The organism is Kitasatospora hibisci (assembly GCF_043950205.1).
In the GTDB taxonomy this organism is placed as follows: domain Bacteria; phylum Actinomycetota; class Actinomycetes; order Streptomycetales; family Streptomycetaceae; genus Kitasatospora; species Kitasatospora hibisci.
The window spans coordinates 3311848-3337598 of sequence record NZ_CP171642.1; the positions used below are offsets into that span (position 1 = coordinate 3311848).

The window sequence follows — 25751 nt, forward strand, 5'->3', positions numbered from 1 at the left end:
GGGTCGGTTGTCCACAGCCTGTGCATACCTGTGCCCAAGCTACGAGAGCGCGCCCGGGCGCGCACAGCGGAGGACCCGGCACCCCGTGGCGGGGGGCCGGGTCCTCGTGGCCGGGGTCAGAGCTTGCCGGCGGCCTCGGCGCGCAGGTCGCGGCGGAGCTCCTTGGGCAGCGAGAAGGTCAGGTGCTCCTCGGCGGTCTTCACGGTCGACACGTCGCCGTAGCCGCGCGCGGCCAGCCACTCCAGGACGCCCTCGACCAGGATCTCCGGCACCGAGGCACCGCTGGTCAGGCCGACCGTGGTGACGCCCTCCAGCCAGGACTCCTGGATCTCCTCGGCGAAGTCCACCAGGTGCGCGGCCTTGGCGCCGTACTCCAGGCCGACCTCGACCAGGCGGACGGAGTTGGAGGAGTTCCTGGAGCCGACCACGATCAGCAGGTCCGTCTCGGGCGCCATCTGCTTGACGGCGACCTGGCGGTTCTGGGTGGCGTAGCAGATGTCGTCGCTGGGCGGGCTGACCAGCAGCGGGAAGCGCTTCTTCAGCTCGCCGACGGTGGCCATGGTCTCGTCCACCGAGAGCGTGGTCTGGGAGAGCCAGACGACCTTGGACTCGTCGCGGACCTGCACCTGGGCGACGTCCTCGGCCCCGTCCACCAGGTGGATCCGGTCCGGGGCCTGACCCATGGTGCCGATGACCTCCTCGTGGCCCTCGTGGCCGACCAGCAGGATGTCGAAGCCCTCGTCGGCGAAGCGCACGGCCTCCTTGTGCACCTTGGTCACCAGCGGGCAGGTGGCGTCGATGGTGGCGAGCCTGCCGGCCTTGGCCTCGTCGTGGACGGAGGGCGCGACGCCGTGGGCCGAGAACACCACGATCGAGCCCTCGGGCACCTCCTCCGTCTCGTCGACGAAGATCGCGCCCTTCTTCTCCAGGGTCTGCACCACGTACTTGTTGTGGACGATCTGCTTGCGGACGTAGATCGGCGCCCCGTACTGCTCCAGGGCCTTCTCCACGGCGATCACGGCGCGGTCGACGCCCGCGCAGTAGCCCCGGGGGGCGGCGAGCAGGACACGGCGCTGCGCGGTGTTGGACATGGCTCCATCGTACGGGCGGCGGCGGGCCGCGCCGACGCGCGGCGCCTTCGGCCGGGATTCGACCGTCGATGCCCGATCGTGTTCTCCATGAGCGAGCGAGTCGAAACCGGCGGCCTGCGGCGCAGCCTGGGCGTGCGCGATCTGATGGTCTACGGGCTGCTGTTCATCGCCCCGATGGCGCCGGTCGGCGTGTTCGGCGTGCTGGACGCGAAGAGCCGCGGAGCGGTGGCCGCGGTCTACCTGGCGGCGACCGTCGCGATGGGGTTCACCGCCTGGTCGTACGCCCAGATGGTGCGGGCGGTGCCCCAGACCGGCTCGGTGTTCGCCTACGCGCGGGCCGGCCTGGGCGAGGGGCCCGGCTTCATCGCCGGCTGGATGGCGATGCTCGACTACCTGCTGATCCCGGCGGTGGCCTACCTCTTCTCGGGCATCGCGCTGCACTCGTTGGTCCCGGGCGTGTCGCGCTGGGTCTGGACGGCCCTGGCGGTGCTGGTGACCACCGCGCTCAACCTGGCCGGGGTGCGGACGGCGGCCGCGGCCGGCTTCGCCGTGCTGGCGATGGAGCTCGCGGTGCTGGCGGTGTTCACGGTGGCGGCGGTGGTGGTACTGGTACGGGACGGCGCGCAGCGCGGCTGGGACACCCCGCTGACGGCCGTCGGCGGCTTCTCCGCGACCGCGGTGCTCTCGGCGGTCTCCGTGGCCGTCCTCTCCTTCCTGGGCTTCGACGCGATCGCCACCTTCGTCGAGGAGGCGGTCGGCGCCTCGGCGGCGGTGGCGCGGGCGGTCCTCTGGTGCCTGGTGCTGGCCGGCGTGCTGTTCGTCGCGCAGACCTACCTGGCCGCACTGCTGGAGCCGGCGACCCCGCAGGAGCTGGCCGCCGACCCGGCCGCCCAGGGCTCGGCGTTCTACGACACGGTGGAGGGCTCCGTCGGGCACTGGCTGCACGTGCTGGTGGCGGCGAGCAAGGCGATCGGCGCCGCCTTCGCCGCGCTGGCCGGCCAGGCCGCGGCCGGGCGGCTCCTGTACGCGATGGCCCGGGACGGGCGGCTGCCGCGGGTCCTCGGAACCGTCGACCCGGCCTCGGCGGTGCCGCGCCGGGCGCTGCTGGCGGCGGCGGTGATCACGATGGCCGCGGCGGTCTGGGCGGCCGAGCGGGACGACGGGCTGGACCGGCTGACCTCGGTGGTCAACATCGGCGCGCTGACCGCCTTCGCGCTGCTGCACGCCTCGGTGGTCGGCTGGTACGCGGTCAAGCACCACTCCCGCAATTGGCTGGGGCACCTGGTGGTGCCGGTGCTGGGCATCGCGGTGATCGGGGCGGTGGTCTACGAGGCCTCGCACGCGGCGCAGATCGCCGGACTGGTCTGGTTGGCGGCGGGAGTCGTCGTCCTGCTCGTCCAGGGGGCCTCGGCTGTCGGCATCCGCCGATAGCCTCGTACGCATGGCCAACACCAGCTCCCCCGAAGCCCCGCTCCCGGTCGGCAAGGTCTCCGCGCTGATCGGGGGTTGGATCGACCGGCTCGGCGCGGTCTGGGTGGAGGGGCAGATCACCCAGCTCAGCCGGCGGCCGGGCGCAGGCGTGGTGTTCCTGACGCTGCGCGATCCGCAGGCGGACGTCTCGCTGACGGTGACCTGCTTCCGCTCGGTCTTCGACCGGGTCGCGGACGTGGTGCAGGAGGGCTCGCGCGTCGTCGTGCACGCCAAGCCGGAGTGGTACGCGGCGCGCGGGCAGCTCTCGCTCCGGGCGGCGGAGATCCGGATGGTCGGGCTGGGCGAGCTGCTGGCCCGGCTGGAGCAGCTGAAGCGGCGGCTTGCCGGCGAGGGGCTCTTCGCGGCCGAGCGGAAGAGGCCCCTGCCGTTCCTGCCGCAGTGCATCGGCCTGGTCACCGGGCGCGGCTCGGCGGCCGAGCGGGACGTGCTGGAGAACGCCCGGCGGCGCTGGCCGGCGGTCCGCTTCGAGGTGCGCAACGTCCCGGTGCAGGGTCTCAGTGCGGTGGAGCGGGTGAGCGCGGCCGTACGGGAGCTGGACGAGCACCCCGAGGTGGACGTGATCATCGTCGCCCGGGGCGGCGGCAGCGTGGAGGATCTGCTGCCGTTCTCGGACGAGGGCCTCGTCCGGCTGGTCGCGGCGGCGCGGACGCCGGTGGTCAGTGCGATCGGGCACGAGCCGGACCAGCCTCTGCTCGACTTCGTCGCCGACCTGCGCGCCTCCACCCCGACCGATGCCGCCAAACGGGTGGTGCCGGACGTCGGCGAGGAGCTGGCGAAGGTGCGGAACCTGCGCGACCGGGCCCGCCGGCACGTCCTCGGCCGGGTCGACCGGGAGCAGCACGGACTGGACGGCGTGCGCAGCCGCCCGGCGCTCGCCGTGCCGCACCGGATGCTGGACGGGCGCGGCCAGGAGGTCGCGGCCCTGCTGGAGCGGGCCCGGCGGACCCTCGGACACCGACTGGACCACGCACAGAGCGACCTCGGGCACACGCTGGCCCGGGTGGTCGCGCTCTCCCCCGCGGCGACCCTGGATCGCGGCTACGCGGTGCTCCAGCGGGCCGACGGCACGGTGGTCACCGACCCAACCCAGGTCGCGGCAGGGGCCGCACTGCACGCCCGGGTGGCGGGGGGCGGCTTCTCCGTCACGGTGGCCGACGCCGCGGAGTAGCCGGGCGGAACGGGGGCACGGTGTCGGTGCCAGCCCCTACCCTGGCATCCATGGCAGAGCAGGAGCAGGTGGAGGCGGCGCCGCGGACGCCGGACGACGCGCTCGGGTACGAGCACGCCCGGGACGCGCTGCTGGAGGTGGTGCGGCAGCTGGAGAACGGCGGCACCTCGCTGGAGGAGTCACTGGCGCTGTGGGAGCGCGGCGAGCAGCTGGCGAAGGTCTGCCAGCGGTGGCTGGACGGCGCGCGGGCCCGGCTGGACGCGGCGCTGGCCGCCGAGGAAGGCGCCCCCGAGAGCGACTGACGATGCGTCAGCCCAGGTCAGAGCCTGGTGACGCAGCTCACATTGACGCCCGGGAACAGTTGAATCTTCACTCATGTTGTGCACGTGTGATCGGCGCACGCCGGTCGGACCGACGAATCCCGTCCCCGTCACTCTTGAGGTGTAGAGAAGCATGACCACCGACGCCCTGGTACTGGACGCCGCCGCTCAGGACCTGCTCTTCCGCGAGGCCCGTACCGCCAACACCTTCTCCGACGAGCCGGTGACCGAGGAGCAGATCCAGGCCGTCTACGACCTGGTGAAGTACGGCCCGACCGCGTTCAACGCGCAGCCGATGCGCGTCGTCCTCGTCCGCTCCGCCGAGGCCCGCGAGCGCCTCGTCGAGCACATGATGGACGGCAACAAGGCCAAGACCCTCTCGGCCCCGCTGGTCGCCATCCTGGCCGTGGACAACGAGTTCCACGAGGAGCTGCCGACCCAGCTGCCGCACTTCCCGCAGGCCAAGGACCTCTTCTTCACCGAGCGCCCGGTCCGCGAGTCCACCGCGAACCTGAACGGCGCCCTGCAGGCCGGCTACTTCATCGTCGGCATCCGCGCCGCCGGCCTGGCCGCCGGCCCGATGACCGGCTTCAACGCCGCGGGCATCAACAAGGAGTTCTTCGCCGACGGCGAGCACTCGGTGCTGGCCGTGGTGAACATCGGCAAGCCGGGCGAGGACGCCTGGTTCCCGCGTTCGCCGCGCCTGGCCTACGACGAGGTCGTCACCACCGTCTGAGCTCCCGGCACGGCGAAGGGCCTCGCACCGGTTCCGACCGGTGCGAGGCCCTTCCGCATGGACCCTGCCGCATGGACCCTTCCGCACAGACCCGGCCGAGGGGACCCGGCGCGCCGCACGGTGCGCCACAGGCCGGCGCCGGCGCGCGGGACTACTTCAGCGCCTGCGCCAGCTCGGCCAGCTCCTCGTACGAGGCGGTGCCGGCGAGCACGGTGGTGGCGGTTCCGCTCCGGATGGTCAGCGCGCGGTCCTTGGTTCCCTGCAGCCGCTCCCAGGCCGTCCCGGCCACGTCGGCCGTGCCGTCCGGCTTGGCGCCGGCCACGACCGAGGAGAGCAACGCGTCGCGGTCGAGGTCGCTCTGTTCGAGGGCCGCGTACTGGCCGGACGGGGTCACGAAGCCCAGGTGCCAGGCGTTGCCCTTGCCCTTGCCCAGCGAGGCGGGCTCGTAGCTCACCGAGGTGGCCCGCCACCGGTCGGACAGCCCGTCCGGGGAGAGCAGCGGGTACGGCGCGGCACGCTTCGCGGAAGCCGCGGCCACCCTGTACTCCTTGGTGTGGACCCCGTCACCACTCGCGTCGTGCGGCAGGAACAGGTACCCGATCCAGACCACGACGCCGACCGCCAGCATCGACAGGACCATGTCCCGTACCGTCTGCCGGCCCCTCATGCCTCTGCTCTCTCCAGCCACCCCCACATGGTGACCCATCCGGTCTCGGACACCGGCACCCGGGGTGCCCTCGTACGGGTGAACAGGGACAAACCGACCGCTTCCGGCCCGGGGCGGCGACCCGCGCCACAGACAGTCATGTCGTGGGCAGATACGATCGCAGAACCCTCACCACGGCGTTCGACCTGGCAGTAGTCGGGCGCTCACTGGCCGTCGCGTACAGAGAGGTAACGACGATGACCACGCAGTACCCGCACACCCTCCCCCGGGCCCTGGAGGTCGCGCCGGAGGCTCCCGACCGGAACCTCGCGCTCGAACTCGTCCGGGTCACCGAGGCCGCCGCGATGGCCGCCGGGCGCTGGGTCGGCCGCGGCGACAAGAACGGCGCCGACGGCGCCGCCGTCAAGGCCATGCGCACGCTCGTCTCCACCGTCTCGATGAACGGCGTCGTCGTCATCGGCGAGGGCGAGAAGGACGAGGCGCCGATGCTCTACAACGGCGAGCGGGTCGGCGACGGCACCGGCGCCGAGTGCGACGTCGCGGTGGACCCGGTCGACGGGACCACGCTCACCGCCAAGGGCATGAACAACGCCGTCGCGGTGCTGGCCGTCGCCGACCGCGGCACCATGTTCGACCCCAGCGCGGTGTTCTACATGGACAAGCTCGTCGCCGGCCCGGAGGCCGCCGAGTTCGTCGACATCACCGCGCCGCCGGCCGTCAACATCCGCCGGGTCGCCAAGGCCAAGGGCTCCGCCGTCGAGGACGTCACCGTGGTCATCCTCGACCGGCCGCGCCACCAGGGCCTGGTCCAGGAGATCCGCGAGGCCGGCGCCCGGATCAAGTTCATCTCCGACGGCGACGTGGCCGGCGCCATCATGGCCGCCCGCGAGGGCACCGGCGTCGACCTGCTGATGGGCGTCGGCGGAACCCCCGAGGGCATCATCGCGGCCTGCGCCATGAAGTGCATGGGCGGCGTGATCCAGGGCCGGCTCTGGCCGAAGGACGACGCCGAGCGCCAGAAGGCCCTCGACGCCGGCCACGACCTGGACCGCGTCCTCACCACCAACGACCTGGTCAGCGGCGAGAACGTGTTCTTCGTCGCCACTGGCATCACCGACGGCGAGCTGCTGCGCGGCGTCCACTACCGCCAGGAGACCGCCACCACCAGCTCGCTGGTCATGCGCTCCAAGAGCGGCACCATCCGGGAGATCCACTCCACCCACAAGCTGTCCAAGCTGCGGGCCTACAGCGCGATCGACTTCGACCGCGCCAACTGATCCCGGACGCACCCGCGTCGACGACGCCCGCGGCCTCGGCGGAATCCCCCTCCGCCGAGGCCGCTGGCGTTCCCGCCGTCCGGGCCGCGCTCAGCCCGCTATCCGCCGGCGGGCCGGCACCCGGGCCGCCTCGCGCAGCTCGGTGTCCCGGCGCCGCCGCCGGGCCAGCACCACCCTGCGCTCGGCGGCCGTCAGCCCGCCCCAGACGCCGTACGGCTCCGGCTGGGCCAGCGCGTGCTCGCGGCACTCCAGCAGCACCGGGCAGCGCGCACAGACCTGCTTCGCCTGCTCCTCGCGCGAGAGCCGGGCCGCCGTCGGCTCCTTGGAGGGCGCGAAGAACAACCCCGCCTCGTCCCGCCGGCAGGCCGCACCGGTGTGCCAGGGGTCGTCGTCGCCCTGCGGCTGCGGCACTGGCCGGTGCTCCAGCACCCGGGCGGTCGCAACCGGCGACACGACGGGCGAGCTGGCGGGCGACACGACTGGCGTGGTGGGGCGGGACTCGATCGGATGCAGCACGGCCGTACTCCTGACGAGGCTCTCGGACACGGGGAAGCTCGCACCCCTGCCCGGCTGCGAGCCCCCGCTCTTCACCCCCCGGGCCGGCCTCAGGCCGCCTCCGGTGCGCAGCCGTACAAGAAGCGATGTGCGAGAGGAACTACCCCGCCGCGCCGCGATTCATGCACACTGCACGCAATCGACTACAGCCTGCACTCGCCGCAACGGCGAGTGCCCGGGCGGGAGTTGTTCCCACCCGGGCACCCGGCCACCACCGGCGGCCGGCCGTCGACCTGCCGGTTCTGCCCCGCACCGGCCCTACGGACGGGGCCAAGACGGCCTATTCGGAGCCGAGTTGCTTGCGCACCCACTCCTTGAGCTTCTTGCCCTTGCGCGGCTTCGCCTCGCAACCGCCGAACACCGCAGCGCCCTTGACCCGGACGACCGGCGCGTAAGGGTCCGCCGCCGTCTGCTCCTTGACGTCGAAGCCGCCGAAGATCCCGACGCCGCTGCCGTGCAGGCTGACGTTCTCCGGCACCTTGATCTCGACCCCGCCGAAGACGGCCATCACCTCGATGACCACCTCGGGCGACTCGAAGACGGCGTCGGTCAGGTCGATCTCGACGCCGCCGAACGCCGCGACCGCCCGCAGGTGCGAGCCGACCCGCCAACGGCCCTTGCGGGACGCCCCGCCGAAGATCGCGACCATGGTCGGCGCCTCCTGCCGGGCCGGCAGCCGGACCGGCCCGTCCGGACGCGGGCCCTGCTCCGGAGCGCCCAGCGGGGGCTTCTCGAAGGAGATCGAACGGTGCACCGGAAGGTCCCTGGTCAGCGGCACCAGGTCACCCAAGGTCTTGGCGGCGTAGGCGGCTTCGATCCGCTCGGCGTGCTCCTCGACGTCCAGCCGGCCCTCGGCGTAGGCGTCCCGCAGGAGCTCGGCCACGCGTTCGCGGTCCGCGTCGGAGGCCCTCATCTCGGCCTCCGCCACCGGGGCGTGGTCGGCGCGAGCCGGCGGCTTCGTCTCCGGCTTGGTCATCGGTACGGGCGGCTGGCCCTGGTCGTCCCTCGACGGCGAGTTGTCCACGGGGTCAAGACTAGCCACCGGGGCAAGCCCCGTACGCATGTCCGAGTGAGCCCGGTCACGCAGGCGGACCTGTCCGCGTACGGCGCTCCGGCGGGTCCTACCCTTGAGGGTGCTTCGCCGACGCAGCCGGAACACGGAACACTAAGGACCTCCCCCATGGCTCCCACGCCAGACTTCGAGTACAGCGACCTGCTCCCCCTGGGCGCCGACCCGACCCCGTACCGCAAGCTGACCTCCGAGGGTGTCTCCACCTTCGAGGCCGGCGGCCGCACCTTCCTCCAGGTCGAGCCCGAGGCCCTGCGGCTGCTCACCGCCGAGGCGATGCACGACATCTCGCACTACCTGCGCCCCGCCCACCTCGCCCAGCTGCGCCGCATCCTGGACGACCCGGAGGCCAGCCCCAACGACCGCTTCGTCGCGCTGGACCTGCTGAAGAACGTCAACATCTCGGCCGGCGGCATCCTGCCGATGTGCCAGGACACCGGCACCGCCATCGTCATGGGCAAGCGCGGCCAGAACGTGCTGACCGGGGGCGGCGACGAGGCCGCCATCGCGCGCGGCGTCTACGACGCCTACACCAAGCTCAACCTGCGCTACTCCCAGATGGCCCCGGTGACCATGTGGGACGAGAAGAACACCGGCAACAACCTGCCGGCGCAGATCGAGCTGTACGCGACCGACGGCGACGCGTACAAGTTCCTCTTCATGGCCAAGGGCGGCGGCTCGGCCAACAAGTCGTACCTGTACCAGGAGACCAAGGCGATCCTGAACGAGGCGAGCATGCTCTCGTTCCTGGAACAGAAGATCCGCTCGCTCGGCACCGCCGCCTGCCCGCCGTACCACCTGGCGATCGTGATCGGCGGCACCAGCGCGGAGTTCGCGCTCAAGACCGCCAAGTACGCCTCCGCGCACTACCTGGACCACCTGCCGACCGAGGGCGACGCGAAGACCGGGCACGGCTTCCGGGACCTCGAACTGGAGGCCAAGGTCACCGAGCTGACCCAGAAGATCGGCATCGGCGCGCAGTTCGGCGGCAAGTACTTCTGCCACGACGTGCGCGTGGTCCGCCTGCCGCGCCACGGCGCCTCGCTGCCGGTCGCGATGGCCGTCTCCTGCTCGGCGGACCGCCAGGCACTGGGCAAGATCACCGCCGAGGGCGTCTTCCTGGAGCAGCTGGAGACCGACCCGGCCAAGTACCTGCCGGACACCACGGACGACCACCTCGACGACGACGTGGTGCGCATCGACCTCGACCAGCCGATGTCCGCCATCCGCGCCGAGCTCTCCAAGTACCCGGTGAAGACCCGCCTCTCGCTGACCGGCACGCTGGTCGTGGCCCGCGACATCGCGCACGCCAAGATCAAGGAGCGCCTGGACGCCGGCGAGGGCATGCCCAAGTACCTCCAGGACCACCCGGTCTACTACGCGGGCCCGGCCAAGACCCCCGAGGGCTACGCCTCCGGCTCCTTCGGGCCGACCACGGCCGGCCGGATGGACTCCTACGTCGACCAGTTCCAGGCCGCCGGCGGCTCGATGGTCATGCTCGCCAAGGGCAACCGCAGCAAGCAGGTCACCGACGCGTGCGCCCAGCACGGCGGCTTCTACCTCGGCTCCATCGGCGGCCCGGCGGCGCGGCTCGCCCAGGACTGCATCAAGAAGGTCGAGGTCCTGGAGTACGCCGAGCTCGGCATGGAGGCCGTCTGGCGGATCGAGGTCGAGGACTTCCCGGCCTTCATCGTGGTCGACGACAAGGGCAACGACTTCTTCCGCGAGACCACCGAGGGCCCGCTGATCACCAGCCTGCGCGTCCGCTCCAAGGAGTAGCCGCTCCCGCCCCTCCGGCACCCCGGACCGCCCCGGCCGCGACCCCGCGGCCGGGGCGGTCCCGCGTTGCGGCGGGGCCTCCCGGGCCTCCCGGGTCTCCCGGGCGTGCAGGGCTCAGGCGTCGAAGTCGTACTCCAGGACGTAGGAGGCCGCGTCGAGGGTCATCTCGTTCAGCTCGACCACCTGCCCCTCGTCCGCGAAGGCCGTGCGGCAGATCAGGATGACCGGCGTGCCGGCCGACAGCCCCAGGCGGGCGCTCTCCTCCGCGCCGGGCATCCGCGAGCGGACCTCCTCGCGGAAGTGGACCGGCTTCGCACCGATCTCCGCCAGCCGCGCGTAGGTGCCGCCGGGCCCGGTGTCCTCACGGGTGATCGCCGTCCCCGCGACCAGGCCGGCCGGCAGGTACGAGGTGGAGAGCAGCACCGGCTTGCCGTCCAGGACGAACCGCCGGTGCCGGACGCACATCGGTGCACCCGGGTCGACGCCGAGCACCCGGGCCACGTGGTCCGGCGCCCCCTGCTCGGTGACCGACACCTGGTCGACGACCAGGTTGCGCCGGTCGATGTCCGCCGACCATATCGACCGGCCCGAGCCCCACTGCCCCTGGGCGAGCCGCTGGATCCCGCGCCGCCGCAGCGGCCGGAAGTCCCGGACGAAGACCCCGGCGCCCCGGCGCGCCTCGGCGATGCCCTCGCTCTGCAGCACGCCGAGCGCCTGGCGGGCGGTCATCCGGGCCACGCCGTACTCGTCCATGAGGTCGTTCTCGCCGGGCAGCCGGTCACCGGCGCGGTACTCGCCGGCGTCGATGGCCGCCTTCAGGGTGTCGGCGATCCGCTGGTACTTGGGCTGTTTCTCGCCACTGCTGCCGACCATCGCCTTCTCCTCGTCCTCGCCCGGAAATCGTAGGCGCACCCGCGGCCGTCGGTAAGCCGATGGAACCGGTCAGGGCCGTTGACATCTCTAGAGATATTAGCTTCTCTAGAGATGCTGGGTAGTACCAGAGCAAGGAGCACTGCGGTGACCACCCGTAAGCGCGACGCCGCGGCCTACCGACCGCGAGTGGGTGAACTCGTCCTCGACAGCAGGACCGGACGCACCGGCATCTACATGGACACCATCGGCGGGGAGCATTACCTGCGCCCCGAGTCCGGCGGCCGCGAGTGGACGGCTCTCCCGGGCCGGGTCGGGCCGGTGCCGGATCAGGTTCCGGGCCCGGCCCGAACGCCGGCCCGGACCTCCGGCATTGCCGCGGAACCGGATCGGGCCCCGGCCCCGGCAGCGGAACGCGGCTTTCGCAAGGAATCGGATCACTCGCCCGAAAAGTCAGCATTTGCAGCCGTCAAGCAGAGATCCACCCGGGAAGCACTACGGGGGATCTTGCAGGGTTCACGGCGAATCCGGAATTCCGGAACGGCCTGACGCCCCCTCCGTTATCGATAGCCGCAATGGCGAGTGCCCTGCGCTCCGCGTCACGCGGAGCGCAGGGCACTGGCGTGGCGCATGTTACGGGTGTGCCGCGATGATGCCCTGCGGCTCGAAGACCTCGCCCGGCTCGCCGGTCGCCGGAGTGGCGGGCTCCACGACACGCTCGGACTCGTCGCCGAACAGGTCGTCCTCAAGGTCCGCCTTCTGCTCAGCGGTCGGCTCGGTGTATTCGCTCGGGTCCGAGGACGCGGCCACTGCGCCCTCGACCGCCTCGCCCGCCTCCACAGCGGCCTCATCGGCCGTCCTGGTCGGCTCGGGGGTCTCGCTCTGGTCGTTGGCCATGGGCGGCCGCCTTTCGGTCATCAAATGTCTTCGGCCCCACCGGCATGGCGCGGGCGCGTCGCCAGTATCGTAGGGTTGATTAAATGTCCGATAAACATCGTGCGGCTTGCCGTGTTGTCCGGCAGAGTCGGCCCTCCGCCTAAGCTGAAGCCACCACACGGCGGACCGCCGAGCGCCCTTCGCGGAATCGACACCACAGGCCATCGGGGGACTTCATGGAGTTTCGGGAAACGCCGCCCGCACCGGCGCTGCGCTTCCAGGTACTCGGTCCTGTCCAGGCATGGCTCGACGGCAAGCCCCTCGCGCTCGGCTCACCCCAGCAGCAGGCCGTCCTGACCACCCTCCTGCTGCACGCGGGACGCCCCGTCACCGCCCAGGACCTCGTCGACGGCCTCTGGGGTGACCGGCCGCCGGCCCAGGCCATCGCCGCCCTGCGCACCTACGTCTCCCGTCTGCGCTCCGTCATCGAGCCCAGGCGCGAGGTCCGCGCACCGGCCGAACTCCTGGTCTCGGTGGCCGACGGCTACGCCCTCCACATCCCCCGCGACGCGCTCGACGTGACGGTCTTCGAGAAGCTGGCCGCCGAGGCCGCCACGGCCCGGGCGGCCGGCGAGGTGCAGGACGCGCACGAGCTGCTGCTGCAGGCGCTCGGCCTCTTCAGCGGACGCCCGCTGACCGGCGTCCCCGGACCGTACGCCGAGGCGCAGCGGCTCCGCCTGGCCGAGCGCCAGATCGCCGTCGCCGAGGAGCGGTGCACCGCCGCCCTCGACATCGGCCTGCACGCCGAGGTGGTCGGCGAGCTGAACTCGCTCACCGCCGAACACCCGCTGCGCGAGCGACTGCGCGAACTGCTGATGCTGGCGCTCTACCGCTGCGGGCGCCAGGCCGAGGCCCTCGGCGTCTACACCGACACGCGGAAGCTGCTGATCGACGAGCTCGGCGTCGAGCCCGGTGCCGGCCTGTCGGCCATGCACGCGCGGATCCTCGCCGCGGACCCGACGCTGACCCCCGCCGTCGTGCCCGCCGCCCCCGCCCGCGAGGACAGCCCGGTCACGCCGCCTCCGCCGGCCCAGCTCCCGGCCGACGTCTCCGACTTCAGCGGACGGGAGGGGCTGGTCGCCGAGCTGTCCTCCGTCCTGATGAACGCCACCGGGCAGGCCGTCGTGGTGACCTCGCTCGCCGGCATCGGCGGCGTCGGGAAGACCACGCTCGCCGTCCACGTGGCCCATCGGGTGCGGGCCGAGTTCCCGGACGGGCAGTTGTACGTCGACCTCCGCGGCGCCGGGGCGTCTCCGGCCGACCCGGCGGTCGTCCTCGGCGACTTCCTGCACGTTCTCGGCGTCACCGAGAGCCCCGACTCCCTCGAACAGCGTGCGGCCCTCTACCGCTCGCTGCTCGCCAGCCGGCGGATGCTGATCCTGCTCGACAACGCCCACGACGCCGAGCAGATCCGACCGCTCATTCCGGGTGTGTCCGGCTGCGCCGTGCTCGCCACCAGCCGGGGCCGGCTCGCCGGAATCCCGGGTGCGCACCTGGTGGACGTCGAGGAACTGACTCCGGAGGAGGCGCTGGCCCTCTTCTCGGCCATCGTCGGCGAACAGCGCGTCGCCGCCGAGCCCGAGGCCTCGATGGCGGTCGTGACGGCCTGCGGCTTCCTCCCCCTGGCGGTCCGCATCGCGGCAGCACGGCTGGCCAGCCGGCCCCGGTGGAGCGTCTCGGACCTGGCCCGTCGGTTAGCCGATCAACGGCACCGGCTGGACGAGCTCCAGCTCGGCAACCTCGCGGTGGAGACCACGATCGGCCTCGGCTACGGACAGCTGTCCCCGGCCGAGGCGCGCGCCTTTCGGCTGCTCTCGCTGATCGACTCCCCCGACGTCCCGCTGGCGGCCGCCACGGCACTGCTCGGCGTGGACGAGACCACCGCCGAGGACCTCGCCGAGGCCCTGGTCGAGGCCAACATGCTGGAGTGCTTCACGCCGGGCCGCTACCGGTACCACGACCTGCTCCGGCTCTATGCGCAACGCCAGAACGAGCGCACCGGCGACGCCGAGGAGCAGCGGCTGGCCGTGCTGCGCCTGCTCGACCTCCTGTTGGCCACCGTCTACAACGCAGCCCGCGCGATCGAGCCGGACGACCGGTTCCCCGACCCGCTGAACCCACCGGCGTCGACCGGCCTGGCACTGGCGACGAGCGAGGCCGCACGGGACTGGCTCCGTGCCGAGAACGCCCTGATCCTCGGGGCCGTGGAGGCCGCGACGGACGGGCCGAGAGAACTGCGGTACCCGGCGGTCGACCTGCTGATCCTGCTGAACAGCCTGGGCGCGGACCCCACGCACGGGCCCCGGGTCCGTCGGGTCCTGGAGATCGCGGGCCAGAGCGCCGGCGACGACTGCGAAGCGCTCGCCCGCGTCCACTTCGCCATCGGAGCCCTTCAGGGGCTCACCAGCGATTTCCAGGGCGCGGAGCACTCCCTGCGCCGGAGCCTCGAATTCCAGGCAACGGCCGACACCGTGCTCCGTTCGGCCGCCACCAACATGCTCGGGATCATCCTCAGCATCGGCAACAGACCCGCCGAGGCCCTGGCATTCTTCGAGCAGGCCCTCGCCATCAGTCGGGTGGTCGGGGCTTCGATCGGCGAGGCCCGGCTGATCAGCAACATCGCCCGCGTCCAGCAGCGGCTCGGCATGACGGAGACGGCCGTCCAGTCGGCCACCGACGCGGTGGCCGCCGCGCGTACGTCGAAGAACGGGCCGTGCCTCGCGGACACGCTCTACCAGCTCGGCGTGGTGCTCTCCTCGGGCGCCGCCGTGGCGCACCTGCGCGAGGCCCACGAGCTGTACCGGTCCCAGCAGAACCCGCTCTGGCAGGGCTACACCCTGGCCCGGCTCTCCTCCTCGCTGCTCTCCGCCGGGCAGCACGCCGAGGCGGCCGAGTCGGCCGAGGAGTCGCTGGCCATCGGGCAGGAGCTGGACTCCGCCTACTGCCAGGGGCTGGCCAACGCCGCGCTCGGCGAGGCCCTGCTCGGACTCGCCCAGCCGGCGCGCGGCCTGGCCTGCCTGCAGGAAGCGCACGCCATCTTCACGCGGCTCGGTGTGCCGGAGGCCTCCCCCGTTGCGGACCTCATCTTCCGGCAGCACACCGAGCCCCTCTCTCCCCCTGCGCCGTAGGCCGCCGTCCCCCGGTCGGCAGCCTCCCCCCGGCGTTCGGTGCTCCCGCAGCCCCCCGGCTGCGGGAGCACCCTCAACGCTTCCCCGGCGCTGGACTCCACTGTGCACCGGGCCGATTGACGTTCAATAAACGACGGATTGTCAGCTCGAACCGCGACGGAAGTGCAGGTCAGAGCCGCCTTCCGGGCTGCCGGGCGGCGTGCGGACCGGCGCCGCACCACCCCGCCCCGCACCGATGTGCTTCCGCAACCCGGGCCGAGGCACCCAACCGTCACGAGTTGGCTGGAAACGGACCCCATGGCGGAGTGATCACGCATATTCTCAGATGCCAGTACACATGACTGCACCTTCCGGGCGGAGCATCCGGAAAAGGGCAGCGCGGCGGCGCTCCCACGGTGCAGAGTGTCCCTGCACGGAGATTCCGTGCACTGTGTCAGCGTGCAGTCAGTGTGACGCGGGGAGCGTGACGTACCGCCACCGGCAGCGGGGCAGCACGGGCGCCGGGCGGACGGCGGCCCGGCCTCGTCCGGCCGACCGGAGGCCCGGGTGGAAAGGTGCCTCTCAATCGTGACGACCGGACAGATATCGGACCCGTTCCCCCTCGACGAAGACGCGGACGGCGACGCCGGTCCCCCCGTGCTGCGACGGCGGGCCGAACGGGCCCTCCAGGCCGTCGCCTTCGACACCATCGGTGCCGGCTACGTCGAGGCCTTCCCGGTCAAGGACGGCCAGCTCGCCTGCGGGCGACGGCTGCTGGAGCGGCTCGAACCGGGCGACGCCGTGCTCGACGTCGGCTGCGGCACCGGCGACCCGACCGTCGGGCAGCTGACCGCCGCCGGGATGCGGGTCACCGGGATCGACCTCTCGGACGGCATGCTCACCCTGGCCCGGGCGGCGCGCCATCCCGGACCGCACGCCCCCGTCCTCCACCGCATCGACATGTACGACCTGGCCACCGAACGCGCCGACCGGGCATGGAACGTCCCCGCCCTGGGCCCGCGCGGGAAGGGCACCTTCGCCGCCGTCACCGCCTTCTTCTCCCTGATGCTGCTCCCCCAGGACGAGATCCCCACCGTGCTGGGGCGGCTGCGTGAACTCCTGAGGCCCGGCGGGGTGCTGGCGCTCGGCACGGTCGAGGCCGACCTGGACCACGTTCCGCTCCCGTTCCTCGGACGGGAGCTTCGCATCAGCGGGTATCTGAGGGAGGATCTGGAACGGGTTCTGGTGGAGTCCGGGTTCGCCGTCGAGGAGCAGTCGGGGTACTCGTACGCTCCGGCCAGCACCTCGCTGCCGCCGGAGGAGCAACTGTTCCTGTGCTGTCGACGCGTCGGCTGAGCCCGGACCAACCCGGAAGACCACCTACTCCACACCACTCCCCAGGACAGGCAGCCGTGCGCGACCAGCTCAACCCCGAGGCCGGACAGCCGCCTGCCCTCCCGGAGCAACGCCGCCCCCCGCACCCGCCACCCCACCCGTCCGGTCCCGCCGCACCGCTCCCCGCGCAGCCGGGCCCGGCAGGGGGCGCCCACGACCGGGTCGCCGAACGGCTCGCCTACCTCGACTCCGCCACCCGCCGGATCAACAGCGCCCTCGACCTCGCAGCGACGCTGCGCAACATCTGCCGGGTCCTCGTGCCCACCCTCGCCGACGCCGCCGTCGTCCACCTGCGCGATCCGCTGCCCAACGTCGAGCGCGAGCCCGGCTTCCCGGACGAGCTGCGGATCCACCACAGCCTGGGCACCCGGCTCGGCCGCCGGGGCCGCTCCACCGCCGGGGGCGAGCAGCGCGGCTCCCGCCACGACGGCCGGTACGGCCCCCGCTACGGCGCCCGCTCCAGCGCCGACACCGGGCCGGCCACCCCGGTCACCCGGGGCGGCGCGCTGGCCCACACCCTGCTCAGCCGCCGGCCCGCCGAGCCGGCCGTCCTCGGGGCGGACGGCTGCGCCGAGGGGGACTCGCGCGCCACCGAGCGGTCCACCGAGCTGCTGCGCGAGCTGTACGGCGCCCGCGGGGTGGCCCGGCTCGGCGCCGGCAGTTCGGTGCTCGCACTGCCGCTGCGCGGGCGCAAGGCCGTCCTCGGCCTGCTGGTGCTGATCCGCCGGCCACCCGGGAAGACCGGCCGGCCGGCCTTCGACGCCGCCGACACCGCCACCGCCGCCCACCTCGCCACCCAGGCCGGGCTCGCCGTCGACACCGCCCTGCGCTACGCCCGTGAGTGGGAGATTGCGAACGAACTCCAGCGCAGCATGCTGCCGTTGCGCCTTCCGCAGCCGCACGGCGTCCGGCTCTCCCAGCGCTACCTGCCCGGCGAGCGCGGGGCCCAGGTCGGCGGCGACTGGTACGACGCAGTGCCGCTGCCCGGGAACCGGGTCGCGCTGATCGTCGGGGACGTGATGGGCCACTCGCTGACCTCGGCCGCCATCATGGGCCAGCTCCGCACCAGTGCGCAGACCCTGGCCGCCCTCGACCTGCCGCCGCACGAAGTCCTCTACCACCTGGACGAGCAGGCCCAGCGCCTCGGCCGGGAACAGCACCTGGCCACCTGCGTCTACGCGGTCTACGACCCGATCGCCAACCGGGTGGTGCTCGCCAACGCCGGCCACGTGCCGCCCGTCCTGGTCCGGCCCGACGGCAGCGCCGAGCTGCTCGAGCTGGACGCGGGCGCGCCGATCGGCGTCGGCGGGGTCGACTTCAACTCCGTCGAGCTCCCCGCCCCGCCCGGCTCCGCGCTGCTGCTCTTCACCGACGGCCTGGTGGAGACCCGCAACCGCCCGATCAGCGACGGACTGGAACTGCTGCGCGCCCGGCTCGCGGGCGCACAGCTCCGGGCCCCCGAGCACCTCTGCCACGAGGCGCTGCGGATCCTGCCGCCCGGAGACCGGGGCGACGACATCGCGCTGCTGGCCGCCTGCTTCGACGGCATCCCGGCCGGGGACGTCGCCCACTGGTACCTCCAGCCGCGCAACGAGACACCGGGCCGGGCGCGCCGGCTGGCCGCGCACACGCTGCGCCGCTGGGGACTGGAGGAGCTCACCGCAGCCACCGAGCTGATGGTCAGCGAGCTGGTCACCAACGCCGTCCAGCACGCCACCCGTCCGGTCACCCTGAGCCTGGTGCGCACCACCCGGCTGCGCTGCGAGGTCGGGGACGACAGCCCGCTGCTGCCCCGCCCGCGCCGCACCGGGCCGGACGACGAACGCGGGCGCGGGCTGCAGATAGTGGCACGGTGCGCGGAGCGCTGGGGCGCCACCCGGCTGGGCACCGGCAAGGTGGTCTGGTTCGAGCAGCGCCTCCCCTGACGGGCGGGCCCCGGCGGTCGGGGATCCGACGGGCTGGGATCCGACGGGCGGGCCCCGGCGCCGGGGCCCGCGCCCGAGTGCGCCTGCTCGCTCCCGCCGGTGTCAGACCCGCTCCGGGACCTTCGCCGGCTCGGCGGCCTCCGTGCCCTCCAGCCGCGCCATCAGCTGCTCGCCCTCCATGTCGACCCGTGGGACGACCTTCTCCAGTCCCTTCGGGAACCACCAGGCGGCCTTTCCGAACAGCGCCATCGCCGCCGGCACCAACGCCATCCGCACCACGAAGGCGTCCACCAGCACGCCCACCGCGAGCGCGAACCCGATCGGCTGGACGATCGGGTCGTGGCCGAAGACGAAGCTGCCGAAGACCGAGACCATGATCAGCGCAGCCGCGGTGACCACCCGCGCACCGTTCCTCACCCCGGCGACCACCGCGTCCCGCGGCGCCATGCCGTGGACGTGGTGCTCCTTCATGCCGGAGACCAGGAAGAGCTCGTAGTCCATCGCCAGGCCGAACAGCACCCCGATCAGCAGGATCGGCACGAAGCTCACCACCGGTCCCACCTTGGGCACGTCGATCAGGCCGTCCAGCCAGCCCCACTGGTACACCGCGACCACGGCGCCGAGCGAGGCGGTGATGCTGAGCAGGAAACCGGCCACCGCCTTCAGCGGCACCAGGACGGAGCGGAAGGCCAGCGCCAGAAGCACCAGCGCGATGCCCACGATCACCGCGACGAACGGCGGCAGCGCGTCGCCCAGCTTGGCCGAGACGTCGATGTTGGCGGCCGTGGTACCGGTGACGTCGATCCGGGCGCCGGTCGCGGCCCTGATGCCGTCGCGCTGGTCGCGGATCTCGTTGACCAGCGTCCTGGTGTCGGCGTGGTCCGGGCCGGTGTGCGGGATGACGGTGAGCAGGGCGGTGCGGCTGGGTGCGTCCACGGCCGGCGGCAGCAGCGTCTGCACGCCCTTGAGCGTGGACAACGTCTGCGCCACGCCCTGCACCGCCTGCTCCGGCTGCTGCGCGCCGCCGGCGTCGACGACCACCACGAGCGGCGCGTTGAAGCCGGGACCGAAACCCTCGCTGACCAGGTCGTACGCCTTGCGGGCATCGGTTCCGGCGGCCTGCGAGCCGCCGCCGGGCAGGCCGAGGGTGAGGCTGACGGCCGGCACCGCGAGCGCGCCCAGCGCGGCCAGTCCGGCCAGCAGCACGGCGACCGGCCGGCGGACCACGAAGGTCGCCCAGCGCTCGCCCAGGGTGGTCCGGTCCGGGGCCCGCAGCGCGCGCCGCCAGACCGGAAGGCGGTCGATGGCGCGGCCTGCGAATCCGAGCAGCGCGGGGAGCAGGGTGATCGCGACGAGCACCGCCACCACGACGGCGCCGGAGGCCGCCAGGCCCATCACGGTCAGGAACGGCACTCCGGCGACGGAGAGCCCGGCCAGCGCGACCACCACGGTCAGGCCGGCGAAGACCACCGCACTGCCGGCCGTCGCGTTGGCACGGGCCGCGGCCTCCTCCGGATCCAGGCCCTCGGCGAGGTGGCGGCGGTGCCGGGAGAGGATGAACAGCGCGTAGTCGATGCCGACCGCCAGGCCGATCATCAGGGCCAGCACCGGCGCGGTGCTGATGATCTCGAACGAGCCGGAGAGGGCGAGCAGCCCGGCGAGGGCCACCCCGATGCCGACCAGCGCGGTCAGCAGCGGGAGCCCGGCGGCGACCAGCGAGCCCAGGGTGATCACCAGCACCACGCCGGCCACCATCAGGCCGACCGCCTCGCCGCCGTCCACCTGGGCCATCCGGTTGTAGGCGTCGCCGCCGTAGGCCACCGTCAGCCCGGCCTCGCCGGCCGGGTCGGCGGCGGCCCGCACGGCGTCGCGCTGCCCGTCGGTGATGTCGCCGAGCTTCCGGTCGAAGGAGACCAGCGCGATGGCGACCCGGCCGTCCGGGGAGATCGCCTTGGTGGCGTACGGGTCGGGGGCGCCCGCCACCCCGGGGACGGCGGCGATCCGGCCGACCGCCTCGGTGACGGCCTTGGCGGTCTCCGGCGCGGTGATGCCGCCGGGCTGCGGAGCGGCGAAGACGACCTGTGCGGAACCGTGGCCCTGGGCGGGGAAGGTGTCCTTGATCCGGTCCAGGGTGGCCTGCGCCTCGGTGCCCGGGACCTTGAACTCGTCGCTGGTCCTGCCCGCGAACGCCCCCGCGGCACCGCCCACGGCGATCAGGACGGCGAGCCAGACGGCGAGCACGGCGCGCCTTCGGCGGAAGCAGAACCGGCCGAGTCGGTACAGGTACGTGGCCATGGAGAACCTTCGATCAGGTCGGTCGGGCAGGCGGGTGCCTGAACGGGTCGCGACCCACCGTACGCTCGACTTGGTCGCATGACAAAGTCGAGCGACATGAGCTTGCGACAAGTTCACTAGACACGGTTGTCCGACCATGGCGATACGCTGATCCAATGGCCCATGTCCCCGCATCCGAACGGCGCCCCCAGCTGATCCAGGCCGCGATCGACCTGATGAGCCGCGAGGGTGTCGCCGCCGGCAGCACCCGGGCGATCGCGGCCGAACTCGGAGTGGCCCAGGCGACGGTGCACTACACCTTCGGCACCAAGAAGGACCTCTACCGCGCCGTGGTCGAGCAGCTGACCGCCGAGTTCATCGGCCAGGTCCGGGCGGCCGCGCCGGGCGCCGGCGCATTCGGCGACCAGGTCCGCGCGATGGTCTACGCGCTCTGGGACAGCGCGGTCGGCGAGGGCGGCAAGTGCGCCCTGATGTCCGAGTTCTCCGCGCTGGCGATGCGCGACCCGGACCTGCAGGAGATCATGCGCGCGCTCCAGTACGAGATCGAGGAGACCGCGGCCGAGCTGCTGACCGCGCTCGCCGCCGCGCACGAGCAGCCGCTGGCGGCGCCCGCGGCCGACGTCGCCGTTCACTTCCTGGCCGGTTTCCAGGGCCTGACCGACCGCTACCTGGTGCTCCGTGCGGCCGACGAGGAGCCCGACCAGGAGTCGCGCCGGGCCCTGGACCTTCTCGTCGCCACCACCGTCGGGCTCTGTCTGGGCGGACCCGCCCGGCTGTCCTGAACCCTTGGGCGACCCCCGGCGGGCCGCAAGGCCTCCGGTCGGCACGATGCCCAGCGGCGCAACGGCGAAGCGGCTCAGCGGCTAAGCGGCTAAGCGGCTCAACGCGTCAGGAGCAGGCACCCGACTGCTCGCGGGCCGCCGATCAGCAGACGATCCGCACCGGCAGCTCGGCCAGCACCTCGCGCAGGCTCGCGGCGAACCGGTCGTACTCGGCGCTGCGGGCCGAGCCCGGGCGGGTCGCGAGCCCGATCCGGCGCCCCGGCGCGGGGGAGGCGAACCGAACGGCCGCCAGCCGGTCGGTACGGCCCGCCTCGACGTCCAGCGCGGTGGCGGGCAGCAGCGTGACGCCGAGCCCGCCGGCCACCAGCTGGACCAGGGTGGAGAGGCCGGCCGCCCGGGTGGTGGAGCCGGAGGGGTCGGCGCCGACCTCGCGGCAGATGTCGAGGGCCTGGTCGCGCAGACAGTGGCCCTCCTCCAGCAGCAGCACGTCCAGGTCGAGCAGCACGTCGCGCGGGGTGTCGATCCGGCCGGCCAGCGGGTGCTCGGGCGGGGTCACCAGGACGAAGTCCTCGTCGTACAGCGGGATGTCCCGGGTCGGTGCGCTGCCGCCGGCCGGCAGCGCGAGCAGCAGGACGTCCAGCCGGCCGGCGGCCAGCCCGTCCAGCAGCGACGGCGTCCGCTCCTCGTGGACGTGCAGCTCCAGCTCCGGGTAGCGGTCGCGGACCAGCCGCAGCACGGTCGGCAGCAGGTACGGCGCCACGGTCGGGATGACGCCCAGGTGCAGCGGGCCGGTGAACGGGCGGCGAGCCGCCTCGACCTCCTCGGTGAGCGCCTGCAGTGCGGCGAGCACCCGGTGCGCGTGCTCGACCACCCGCTCCCCCAGGGGGGTCACGATCACCCTCCGCGTCGTACGCTCGATCAGCTGCGCGCCGAGCGCCTCCTCCAGCGCGGCGACCGCGCCCGACAGGGCCGGCTGGCTGGTTCCGGTCGCGGCCGCGGCCTCCCGGAAGTGCCGGTGCTGGGCCACCGCGGCGAAGGCCCGGAGCTGGGCGACGGTGGGCGTCCGGGTGCCGCGGGATGTGGCACTCGCCACAGCGCCGTCGGGTTTGCGGGCGCCCGCCTTGCGCCCCTTGGGGCCGGGCCGGGAAGTCGGGGTATTGATAGCTCTCTCCGATCAGACACATCGAGTGTAGCTATTTCCCTGATCAGTCCACGATGTGGAATCGTGGAGGGCGTTCCGCAACCCGGACAAACTCCCCTCATCTCACTTCAGGAGAAGCGAACGTGCTCACGATCGGTGACAAGTTCCCCGAGTTCGAACTCAACGCCTGCGTCGACCTGGACGCCGCGAACGCCTTCGCCGAGATCAACCACAAGTCCTACGAGGGCAAGTGGAAGATCGTCTTCTTCTGGCCGATGGACTTCACCTTCGTCTGCCCGACCGAGATCGCCGCGTTCGGCAAGCTGAACGAGGAGTTCGCCGACCGCGACGCCCAGATCCTCGGCGTCTCCGGCGACTCGGAGTTCGTGCACCACGCCTGGCGCAAGGACCACAAGGACCTGCGCGACCTGCCGTTCCCGATGCTGGCCGACGTCAAGCACGACCTGATGCGCGCCTGCGGTGTCGAGGCCGCCGACGGCACCGCCCAGCGCGCGGTGTTCATCGTCGACCCGAACAACGAGATCCAGTTCGTCATGGTGACCGCCGGCTCCGTCGGCCGTAACCCCAAGGAGGTCCTGCGCGTGCTGGACGCCCTGCAGACCGACGAGCTGTGCCCGTGCAACTGGAGCAAGGGCGACGACACCCTCGACGCCCAGGCCCTGCTGGCGGGCTGACCACCATGGCTCTCGACGACCTGAAGTCCGCCCTGCCGGACTACGCCAAGGACCTCAAGCTCAACCTGAGCGCGGTCATCGGCAACTCCGACCTCCCCGCCCAGCAGCTCTGGGGCACCGTGCTCTCCTGCGCGATGGCCACCCGCAGCGCCGAGGTGCTGCGCCAGCTGGAGCCCGAGGCCAAGGCCAACCTCTCCCCGGAGGCGTACAACGCCGCCAAGGGCGCGGCCGCGATCATGGGGATGAACAACGTCTACTACCGGACCACGCACCTGCTCTCCGACAAGGAGTACAGCAGCATGCGGGCCGGTCTGCGGATGAACATCATCGGCACCCCGGGCGTCGAGAAGGCCGACTTCGAGCTCTGGTGCTTCGCGGTCTCCGCCATCAACGGCTGCGGCCAGTGCCTCGACTCGCACGAGGGCGTGCTCCGCAAGGCCGGCGTCGAACGCGAGGTCATCCAGGCCTCGGTGAAGATCGCCGCGATCCTCCAGGCCGTGGCCGGTGTCCTCGACGCCGAGGCCGCCCTGGTCACCGTCGACGCCTGACGCACACCGGGCGCACGACAGACGCGCGAAGGCCCTGCCGGACACCACGTCCGGCAGGGCCTTCGCGCGTCGGCGCGTCCGGGCTCCGGCGCGTCCGGCGGGCGCTCAGTCGGCCGCGGGCCGGACCGCGGCGGGAAGGTCGGGAGCGGGCACGGACGCAGCCGCTGCCGGCCGGTCCGCGGGCGCGGGCGTGGGCGCGGGGTGGACGTGGCTGCGGGTGGCGGCGGCCTCGCGGGCCGCCTCCAGGGCGGTGAAGACGGCCTGGCCGGCCTCGTTGCGGCGGCGGAGGTGGGCGACCACGGTGTTGGTGACCGCGATCAGCGGGACGGAGACGACGGCGCCGCCGATGCCCCCGATGATCGAGCCGGCCGCCACCCCGAGCACCACGCCGAGCGGGTGGACGCGCACCGCCCGGCCGAGGATCAGCGGCTGGAGCACGTGGCCCTCGATCTGCTGCACGGCGACCAGCACCACCAGCACCATCAGCGCGGTGAACGGCGTCGTGGTGACCAGCGCGATCAGCACCGCGACGGTCCCGGTGACGAGCGCGCCGACCAGCGGTACGAAGGCCCCGAGGAAGATGATCACCGCCAGCGGCAGCGCCATCGGCACCCCGAGCAGCTGGATCCCGACGCCGATGAAGACCGCGTCGATGAACGCCACGCAGACGGTGCCGCGGACGTAGGCGGTGAGCGTGGCCCAGGCCTTCGGACCGGCGCCGGCCATCGCGTACCGGGAGTGCCGGGGCAGACCGCGCAGCGCCCAGTTCCAGATCCGCTCGCCGTCGTAGAGCAGGAAGAACGTGGTGAAGAAGGTGAGCAGAACGGCGGTCAGCACCTCGACGGCGATCTGCGCGCCGGTGAGACCTGCCGAGGTGAGCTGCTCGGTGTTGGTGCTGATCGCCTTGGTGATCTGGTTGGCGAAGTCGGTGATCTGCTGCTGGGTCAGGTGCAGCGGGCCGGTGATCAGCCAGTCCCGCAGTGTGGCGACACCGTCCTGGACCTTGGTGGTGACCGTGTTCAGGTTGGTGGTCACCTGCCAGACCACGAACCAGCCGACCAGCCCGATCCCGGCCAGGCCGCTCATGAACACCCCGCCCGCGGCCAGCGAGCGCGGCACGCCGTGCCGGCGCAGCCAGGAGACGCTGGGCTCCAACAGCGCCGAGATCAGCAGCGAGGCGAGGACCGCGAAGGCCACCAGCCGCAGCATGTCGACGATGTAGAAGACGACGTAGAGCGCGGCGCCGAGCAGCAGTAGCCGCCAGGTGGACTCGGCGGCCACCCGCAAGCCCCAGGGCACGGCCTCGGCCGGGGTCGCGGGCCGGCCGGGGTGGTACTCCCGGCCGAACGCGGCATGGCCGGTCGGACTCGCGGGCGCCGGGGCCGGCGCCGGTGCGACGGCACGGGCCGCCTCCTCACGGGGCCCCGGCAGCGGCGCCGAGACCGGTGCCACCGGCAACGGCGCCGGCACCGCCGCGGGCGGCGGCTCCACCGCGAGCGGGGGCTCGTAGGCCTCGGCCGCGATCGCGGCGCGCCGACGCCGCTCGATCACCGCGGCCGCGCTCGCCACCACGGCCGCCCCCTTGGCCACGGTCTTGAAGGCCTTCCCGCCCCACGCCATCCTCGCTACCACCGCTCCCCGCTGGGCCCGCCGTGCCGGCGGGTACGCCGTGGGTCGCGCCACGGCCGTCAGGGACGAAACTACCCGCCCGGTGCACGGCGAGTGCGGCGGGCGGGTGGGTTGGTCGAGCCCGGGGCCCGCTGCGGGCGGCCCGAGCCGGGCCCGGCGGTCGGGAGGCATCGGGGCAAAACCACCCGGACCAGGGGGTTTCAGGCGCGCGACAACGGGGAGGAGTCGGGCGAGAACACAGGCCAACTGTCGGCGGACCGGCCGGTGCAGGAAGC

At 72.8% G+C, this 25751-nt stretch carries 22 protein-coding genes; 13 read left to right on the top strand and 9 right to left on the bottom strand.

All coding sequences use genetic code 11. The features are described 5' to 3' along the window. Positions 1-116: 116 nt before the first annotated feature. A complete protein-coding gene (locus tag ACF9IK_RS14045; RefSeq protein ID WP_395294545.1) occupies positions 117-1091 on the bottom strand; it encodes a 4-hydroxy-3-methylbut-2-enyl diphosphate reductase in 975 nt (324 codons plus the stop codon). Between the two features lie 87 nt (positions 1092-1178). Between ACF9IK_RS14045 and ACF9IK_RS14050 the strand changes: the two genes are divergently transcribed. The 4 genes from ACF9IK_RS14050 (at position 1179) to ACF9IK_RS14065 (ending at position 4806) form a co-directional block, all read left to right on the top strand. Beyond that, entirely contained in the window at positions 1179-2522 is a 1344-nt protein-coding gene (locus tag ACF9IK_RS14050; protein WP_395294546.1) for an APC family permease, read from the top strand. Between the two features lie 10 nt (positions 2523-2532). Beyond that, a complete protein-coding gene (gene xseA / locus ACF9IK_RS14055; RefSeq protein ID WP_395294547.1) occupies positions 2533-3750 on the top strand; it encodes an exodeoxyribonuclease VII large subunit in 1218 nt (405 codons plus the stop codon). A 50-nt stretch (positions 3751-3800) separates the two neighbouring features. After that, positions 3801-4052, top strand: coding sequence for an exodeoxyribonuclease VII small subunit (locus ACF9IK_RS14060; protein ID WP_395294548.1), 252 nt, complete (start codon positions 3801-3803; stop codon positions 4050-4052). A 151-nt stretch (positions 4053-4203) separates the two neighbouring features. Continuing rightward, complete coding sequence (locus ACF9IK_RS14065; protein ID WP_395294549.1) at positions 4204-4806, top strand: malonic semialdehyde reductase; 603 nt, start codon at positions 4204-4206, stop codon at positions 4804-4806. A gap of 151 nt (positions 4807-4957) precedes the next feature. On the opposite strand, the gene ACF9IK_RS14070 is transcribed toward ACF9IK_RS14065, so the two are convergent. Then, a complete protein-coding gene (locus ACF9IK_RS14070) occupies positions 4958-5473 on the bottom strand; it encodes a DUF4245 domain-containing protein (RefSeq protein WP_395294550.1) in 516 nt (171 codons plus the stop codon). Between the two features lie 236 nt (positions 5474-5709). On the opposite strand from ACF9IK_RS14070, the gene glpX reads away from it, so the two are divergent. Continuing rightward, on the top strand, positions 5710-6750 hold the full coding sequence (gene glpX / locus ACF9IK_RS14075) for a class II fructose-bisphosphatase (protein WP_313765355.1): 1041 nt from the start codon (positions 5710-5712) through the stop codon (positions 6748-6750). A gap of 90 nt (positions 6751-6840) precedes the next feature. Here the strand turns inward: glpX and ACF9IK_RS14080 are convergent, their stop codons facing one another. Both ACF9IK_RS14080 and ACF9IK_RS14085 read right to left on the bottom strand, forming a co-directional pair. Beyond that, on the bottom strand, positions 6841-7179 hold the full coding sequence (locus ACF9IK_RS14080; protein WP_395298572.1) for a WhiB family transcriptional regulator: 339 nt from the start codon (positions 7177-7179) through the stop codon (positions 6841-6843). A gap of 406 nt (positions 7180-7585) precedes the next feature. After that, positions 7586-8329 (bottom strand): DUF1707 SHOCT-like domain-containing protein, encoded by a 744-nt coding sequence (locus ACF9IK_RS14085; RefSeq protein WP_395294551.1) that lies wholly within the window; start codon positions 8327-8329, stop codon positions 7586-7588. Positions 8330-8485: 156 nt separating this feature from the next. On the opposite strand from ACF9IK_RS14085, the gene ACF9IK_RS14090 reads away from it, so the two are divergent. After that, positions 8486-10153 (top strand): fumarate hydratase, encoded by a 1668-nt coding sequence (locus ACF9IK_RS14090; protein WP_395294552.1) that lies wholly within the window; start codon positions 8486-8488, stop codon positions 10151-10153. A 114-nt stretch (positions 10154-10267) separates the two neighbouring features. Here ACF9IK_RS14090 and ACF9IK_RS14095 read toward each other — a convergent pair whose 3' ends face one another. After that, positions 10268-11026 carry a GntR family transcriptional regulator gene (locus ACF9IK_RS14095; protein ID WP_313765353.1) on the bottom strand — a complete coding sequence of 253 codons (759 nt, stop codon included), beginning with the start codon at positions 11024-11026 and terminating at the stop codon, positions 10268-10270. Positions 11027-11170: 144 nt separating this feature from the next. Here ACF9IK_RS14095 and ACF9IK_RS14100 point away from each other — a divergent pair, with 144 nt between their 5' ends. Further along, positions 11171-11572: a hypothetical protein gene (locus ACF9IK_RS14100; protein WP_395294553.1), complete on the top strand. Its 402-nt coding sequence runs from the start codon at positions 11171-11173 to the stop codon at positions 11570-11572. Between the two features lie 84 nt (positions 11573-11656). On the opposite strand, the gene ACF9IK_RS14105 is transcribed toward ACF9IK_RS14100, so the two are convergent. Then, positions 11657-11920 (bottom strand): hypothetical protein, encoded by a 264-nt coding sequence (locus ACF9IK_RS14105; protein ID WP_395294554.1) that lies wholly within the window; start codon positions 11918-11920, stop codon positions 11657-11659. A gap of 215 nt (positions 11921-12135) precedes the next feature. Here ACF9IK_RS14105 and ACF9IK_RS14110 point away from each other — a divergent pair, with 215 nt between their 5' ends. The 3 genes from ACF9IK_RS14110 (at position 12136) to ACF9IK_RS14120 (ending at position 18386) form a co-directional block, all read left to right on the top strand. Then, positions 12136-15087, top strand: coding sequence for an AfsR/SARP family transcriptional regulator (locus tag ACF9IK_RS14110; RefSeq protein ID WP_395294555.1), 2952 nt, complete (start codon positions 12136-12138; stop codon positions 15085-15087). Positions 15088-15723: 636 nt separating this feature from the next. Next, the gene (locus ACF9IK_RS14115; RefSeq protein WP_395298573.1) at positions 15724-16422 is read left to right on the top strand and encodes a class I SAM-dependent methyltransferase; all 699 of its coding nucleotides are present in this window, start codon (positions 15724-15726) and stop codon (positions 16420-16422) included. Positions 16423-16478: 56 nt separating this feature from the next. Then, positions 16479-18386: a SpoIIE family protein phosphatase gene (locus ACF9IK_RS14120; RefSeq protein ID WP_395294556.1), complete on the top strand. Its 1908-nt coding sequence runs from the start codon at positions 16479-16481 to the stop codon at positions 18384-18386. A gap of 102 nt (positions 18387-18488) precedes the next feature. Here ACF9IK_RS14120 and ACF9IK_RS14125 read toward each other — a convergent pair whose 3' ends face one another. After that, positions 18489-20681, bottom strand: coding sequence for an MMPL family transporter (locus tag ACF9IK_RS14125; protein ID WP_395294557.1), 2193 nt, complete (start codon positions 20679-20681; stop codon positions 18489-18491). A gap of 155 nt (positions 20682-20836) precedes the next feature. Here ACF9IK_RS14125 and ACF9IK_RS14130 point away from each other — a divergent pair, with 155 nt between their 5' ends. After that, complete coding sequence (locus ACF9IK_RS14130; RefSeq protein ID WP_395294558.1) at positions 20837-21463, top strand: TetR/AcrR family transcriptional regulator; 627 nt, start codon at positions 20837-20839, stop codon at positions 21461-21463. A 142-nt stretch (positions 21464-21605) separates the two neighbouring features. On the opposite strand, the gene ACF9IK_RS14135 is transcribed toward ACF9IK_RS14130, so the two are convergent. Then, positions 21606-22556, bottom strand: coding sequence for a LysR substrate-binding domain-containing protein (locus ACF9IK_RS14135; RefSeq protein ID WP_395294559.1), 951 nt, complete (start codon positions 22554-22556; stop codon positions 21606-21608). A 191-nt stretch (positions 22557-22747) separates the two neighbouring features. Here ACF9IK_RS14135 and ACF9IK_RS14140 point away from each other — a divergent pair, with 191 nt between their 5' ends. Beyond that, positions 22748-23299, top strand: coding sequence for a peroxiredoxin (locus ACF9IK_RS14140; RefSeq protein WP_395294560.1), 552 nt, complete (start codon positions 22748-22750; stop codon positions 23297-23299). Between the two features lie 5 nt (positions 23300-23304). Continuing rightward, positions 23305-23847: an alkyl hydroperoxide reductase gene (locus ACF9IK_RS14145; RefSeq protein WP_395294561.1), complete on the top strand. Its 543-nt coding sequence runs from the start codon at positions 23305-23307 to the stop codon at positions 23845-23847. Positions 23848-23952: 105 nt separating this feature from the next. Here the strand turns inward: ACF9IK_RS14145 and ACF9IK_RS14150 are convergent, their stop codons facing one another. Further along, positions 23953-25467 (bottom strand): AI-2E family transporter, encoded by a 1515-nt coding sequence (locus ACF9IK_RS14150; protein ID WP_395294562.1) that lies wholly within the window; start codon positions 25465-25467, stop codon positions 23953-23955. Positions 25468-25751: the final 284 nt, after the last annotated feature.

Coding starts and splice junctions, on each gene's coding strand:
- ACF9IK_RS14045 (WP_395294545.1), bottom strand. CDS start 1,091: ATGTCCAACACCGCGCAGCGCCGTGTCCTGCTCGCCGCCCCCCGGGGC.
- ACF9IK_RS14050 (WP_395294546.1), top strand. CDS start 1,179: ATGAGCGAGCGAGTCGAAACCGGCGGCCTGCGGCGCAGCCTGGGCGTG.
- xseA (WP_395294547.1), top strand. CDS start 2,533: ATGGCCAACACCAGCTCCCCCGAAGCCCCGCTCCCGGTCGGCAAGGTC.
- ACF9IK_RS14060 (WP_395294548.1), top strand. CDS start 3,801: ATGGCAGAGCAGGAGCAGGTGGAGGCGGCGCCGCGGACGCCGGACGAC.
- ACF9IK_RS14065 (WP_395294549.1), top strand. CDS start 4,204: ATGACCACCGACGCCCTGGTACTGGACGCCGCCGCTCAGGACCTGCTC.
- ACF9IK_RS14070 (WP_395294550.1), bottom strand. CDS start 5,473: ATGAGGGGCCGGCAGACGGTACGGGACATGGTCCTGTCGATGCTGGCG.
- glpX (WP_313765355.1), top strand. CDS start 5,710: ATGACCACGCAGTACCCGCACACCCTCCCCCGGGCCCTGGAGGTCGCG.
- ACF9IK_RS14090 (WP_395294552.1), top strand. CDS start 8,486: ATGGCTCCCACGCCAGACTTCGAGTACAGCGACCTGCTCCCCCTGGGC.
- ACF9IK_RS14095 (WP_313765353.1), bottom strand. CDS start 11,026: ATGGTCGGCAGCAGTGGCGAGAAACAGCCCAAGTACCAGCGGATCGCC.
- ACF9IK_RS14105 (WP_395294554.1), bottom strand. CDS start 11,920: ATGGCCAACGACCAGAGCGAGACCCCCGAGCCGACCAGGACGGCCGAT.
- ACF9IK_RS14110 (WP_395294555.1), top strand. CDS start 12,136: ATGGAGTTTCGGGAAACGCCGCCCGCACCGGCGCTGCGCTTCCAGGTA.
- ACF9IK_RS14125 (WP_395294557.1), bottom strand. CDS start 20,681: ATGGCCACGTACCTGTACCGACTCGGCCGGTTCTGCTTCCGCCGAAGG.
- ACF9IK_RS14130 (WP_395294558.1), top strand. CDS start 20,837: ATGGCCCATGTCCCCGCATCCGAACGGCGCCCCCAGCTGATCCAGGCC.
- ACF9IK_RS14145 (WP_395294561.1), top strand. CDS start 23,305: ATGGCTCTCGACGACCTGAAGTCCGCCCTGCCGGACTACGCCAAGGAC.
- ACF9IK_RS14150 (WP_395294562.1), bottom strand. CDS start 25,467: ATGGCGTGGGGCGGGAAGGCCTTCAAGACCGTGGCCAAGGGGGCGGCC.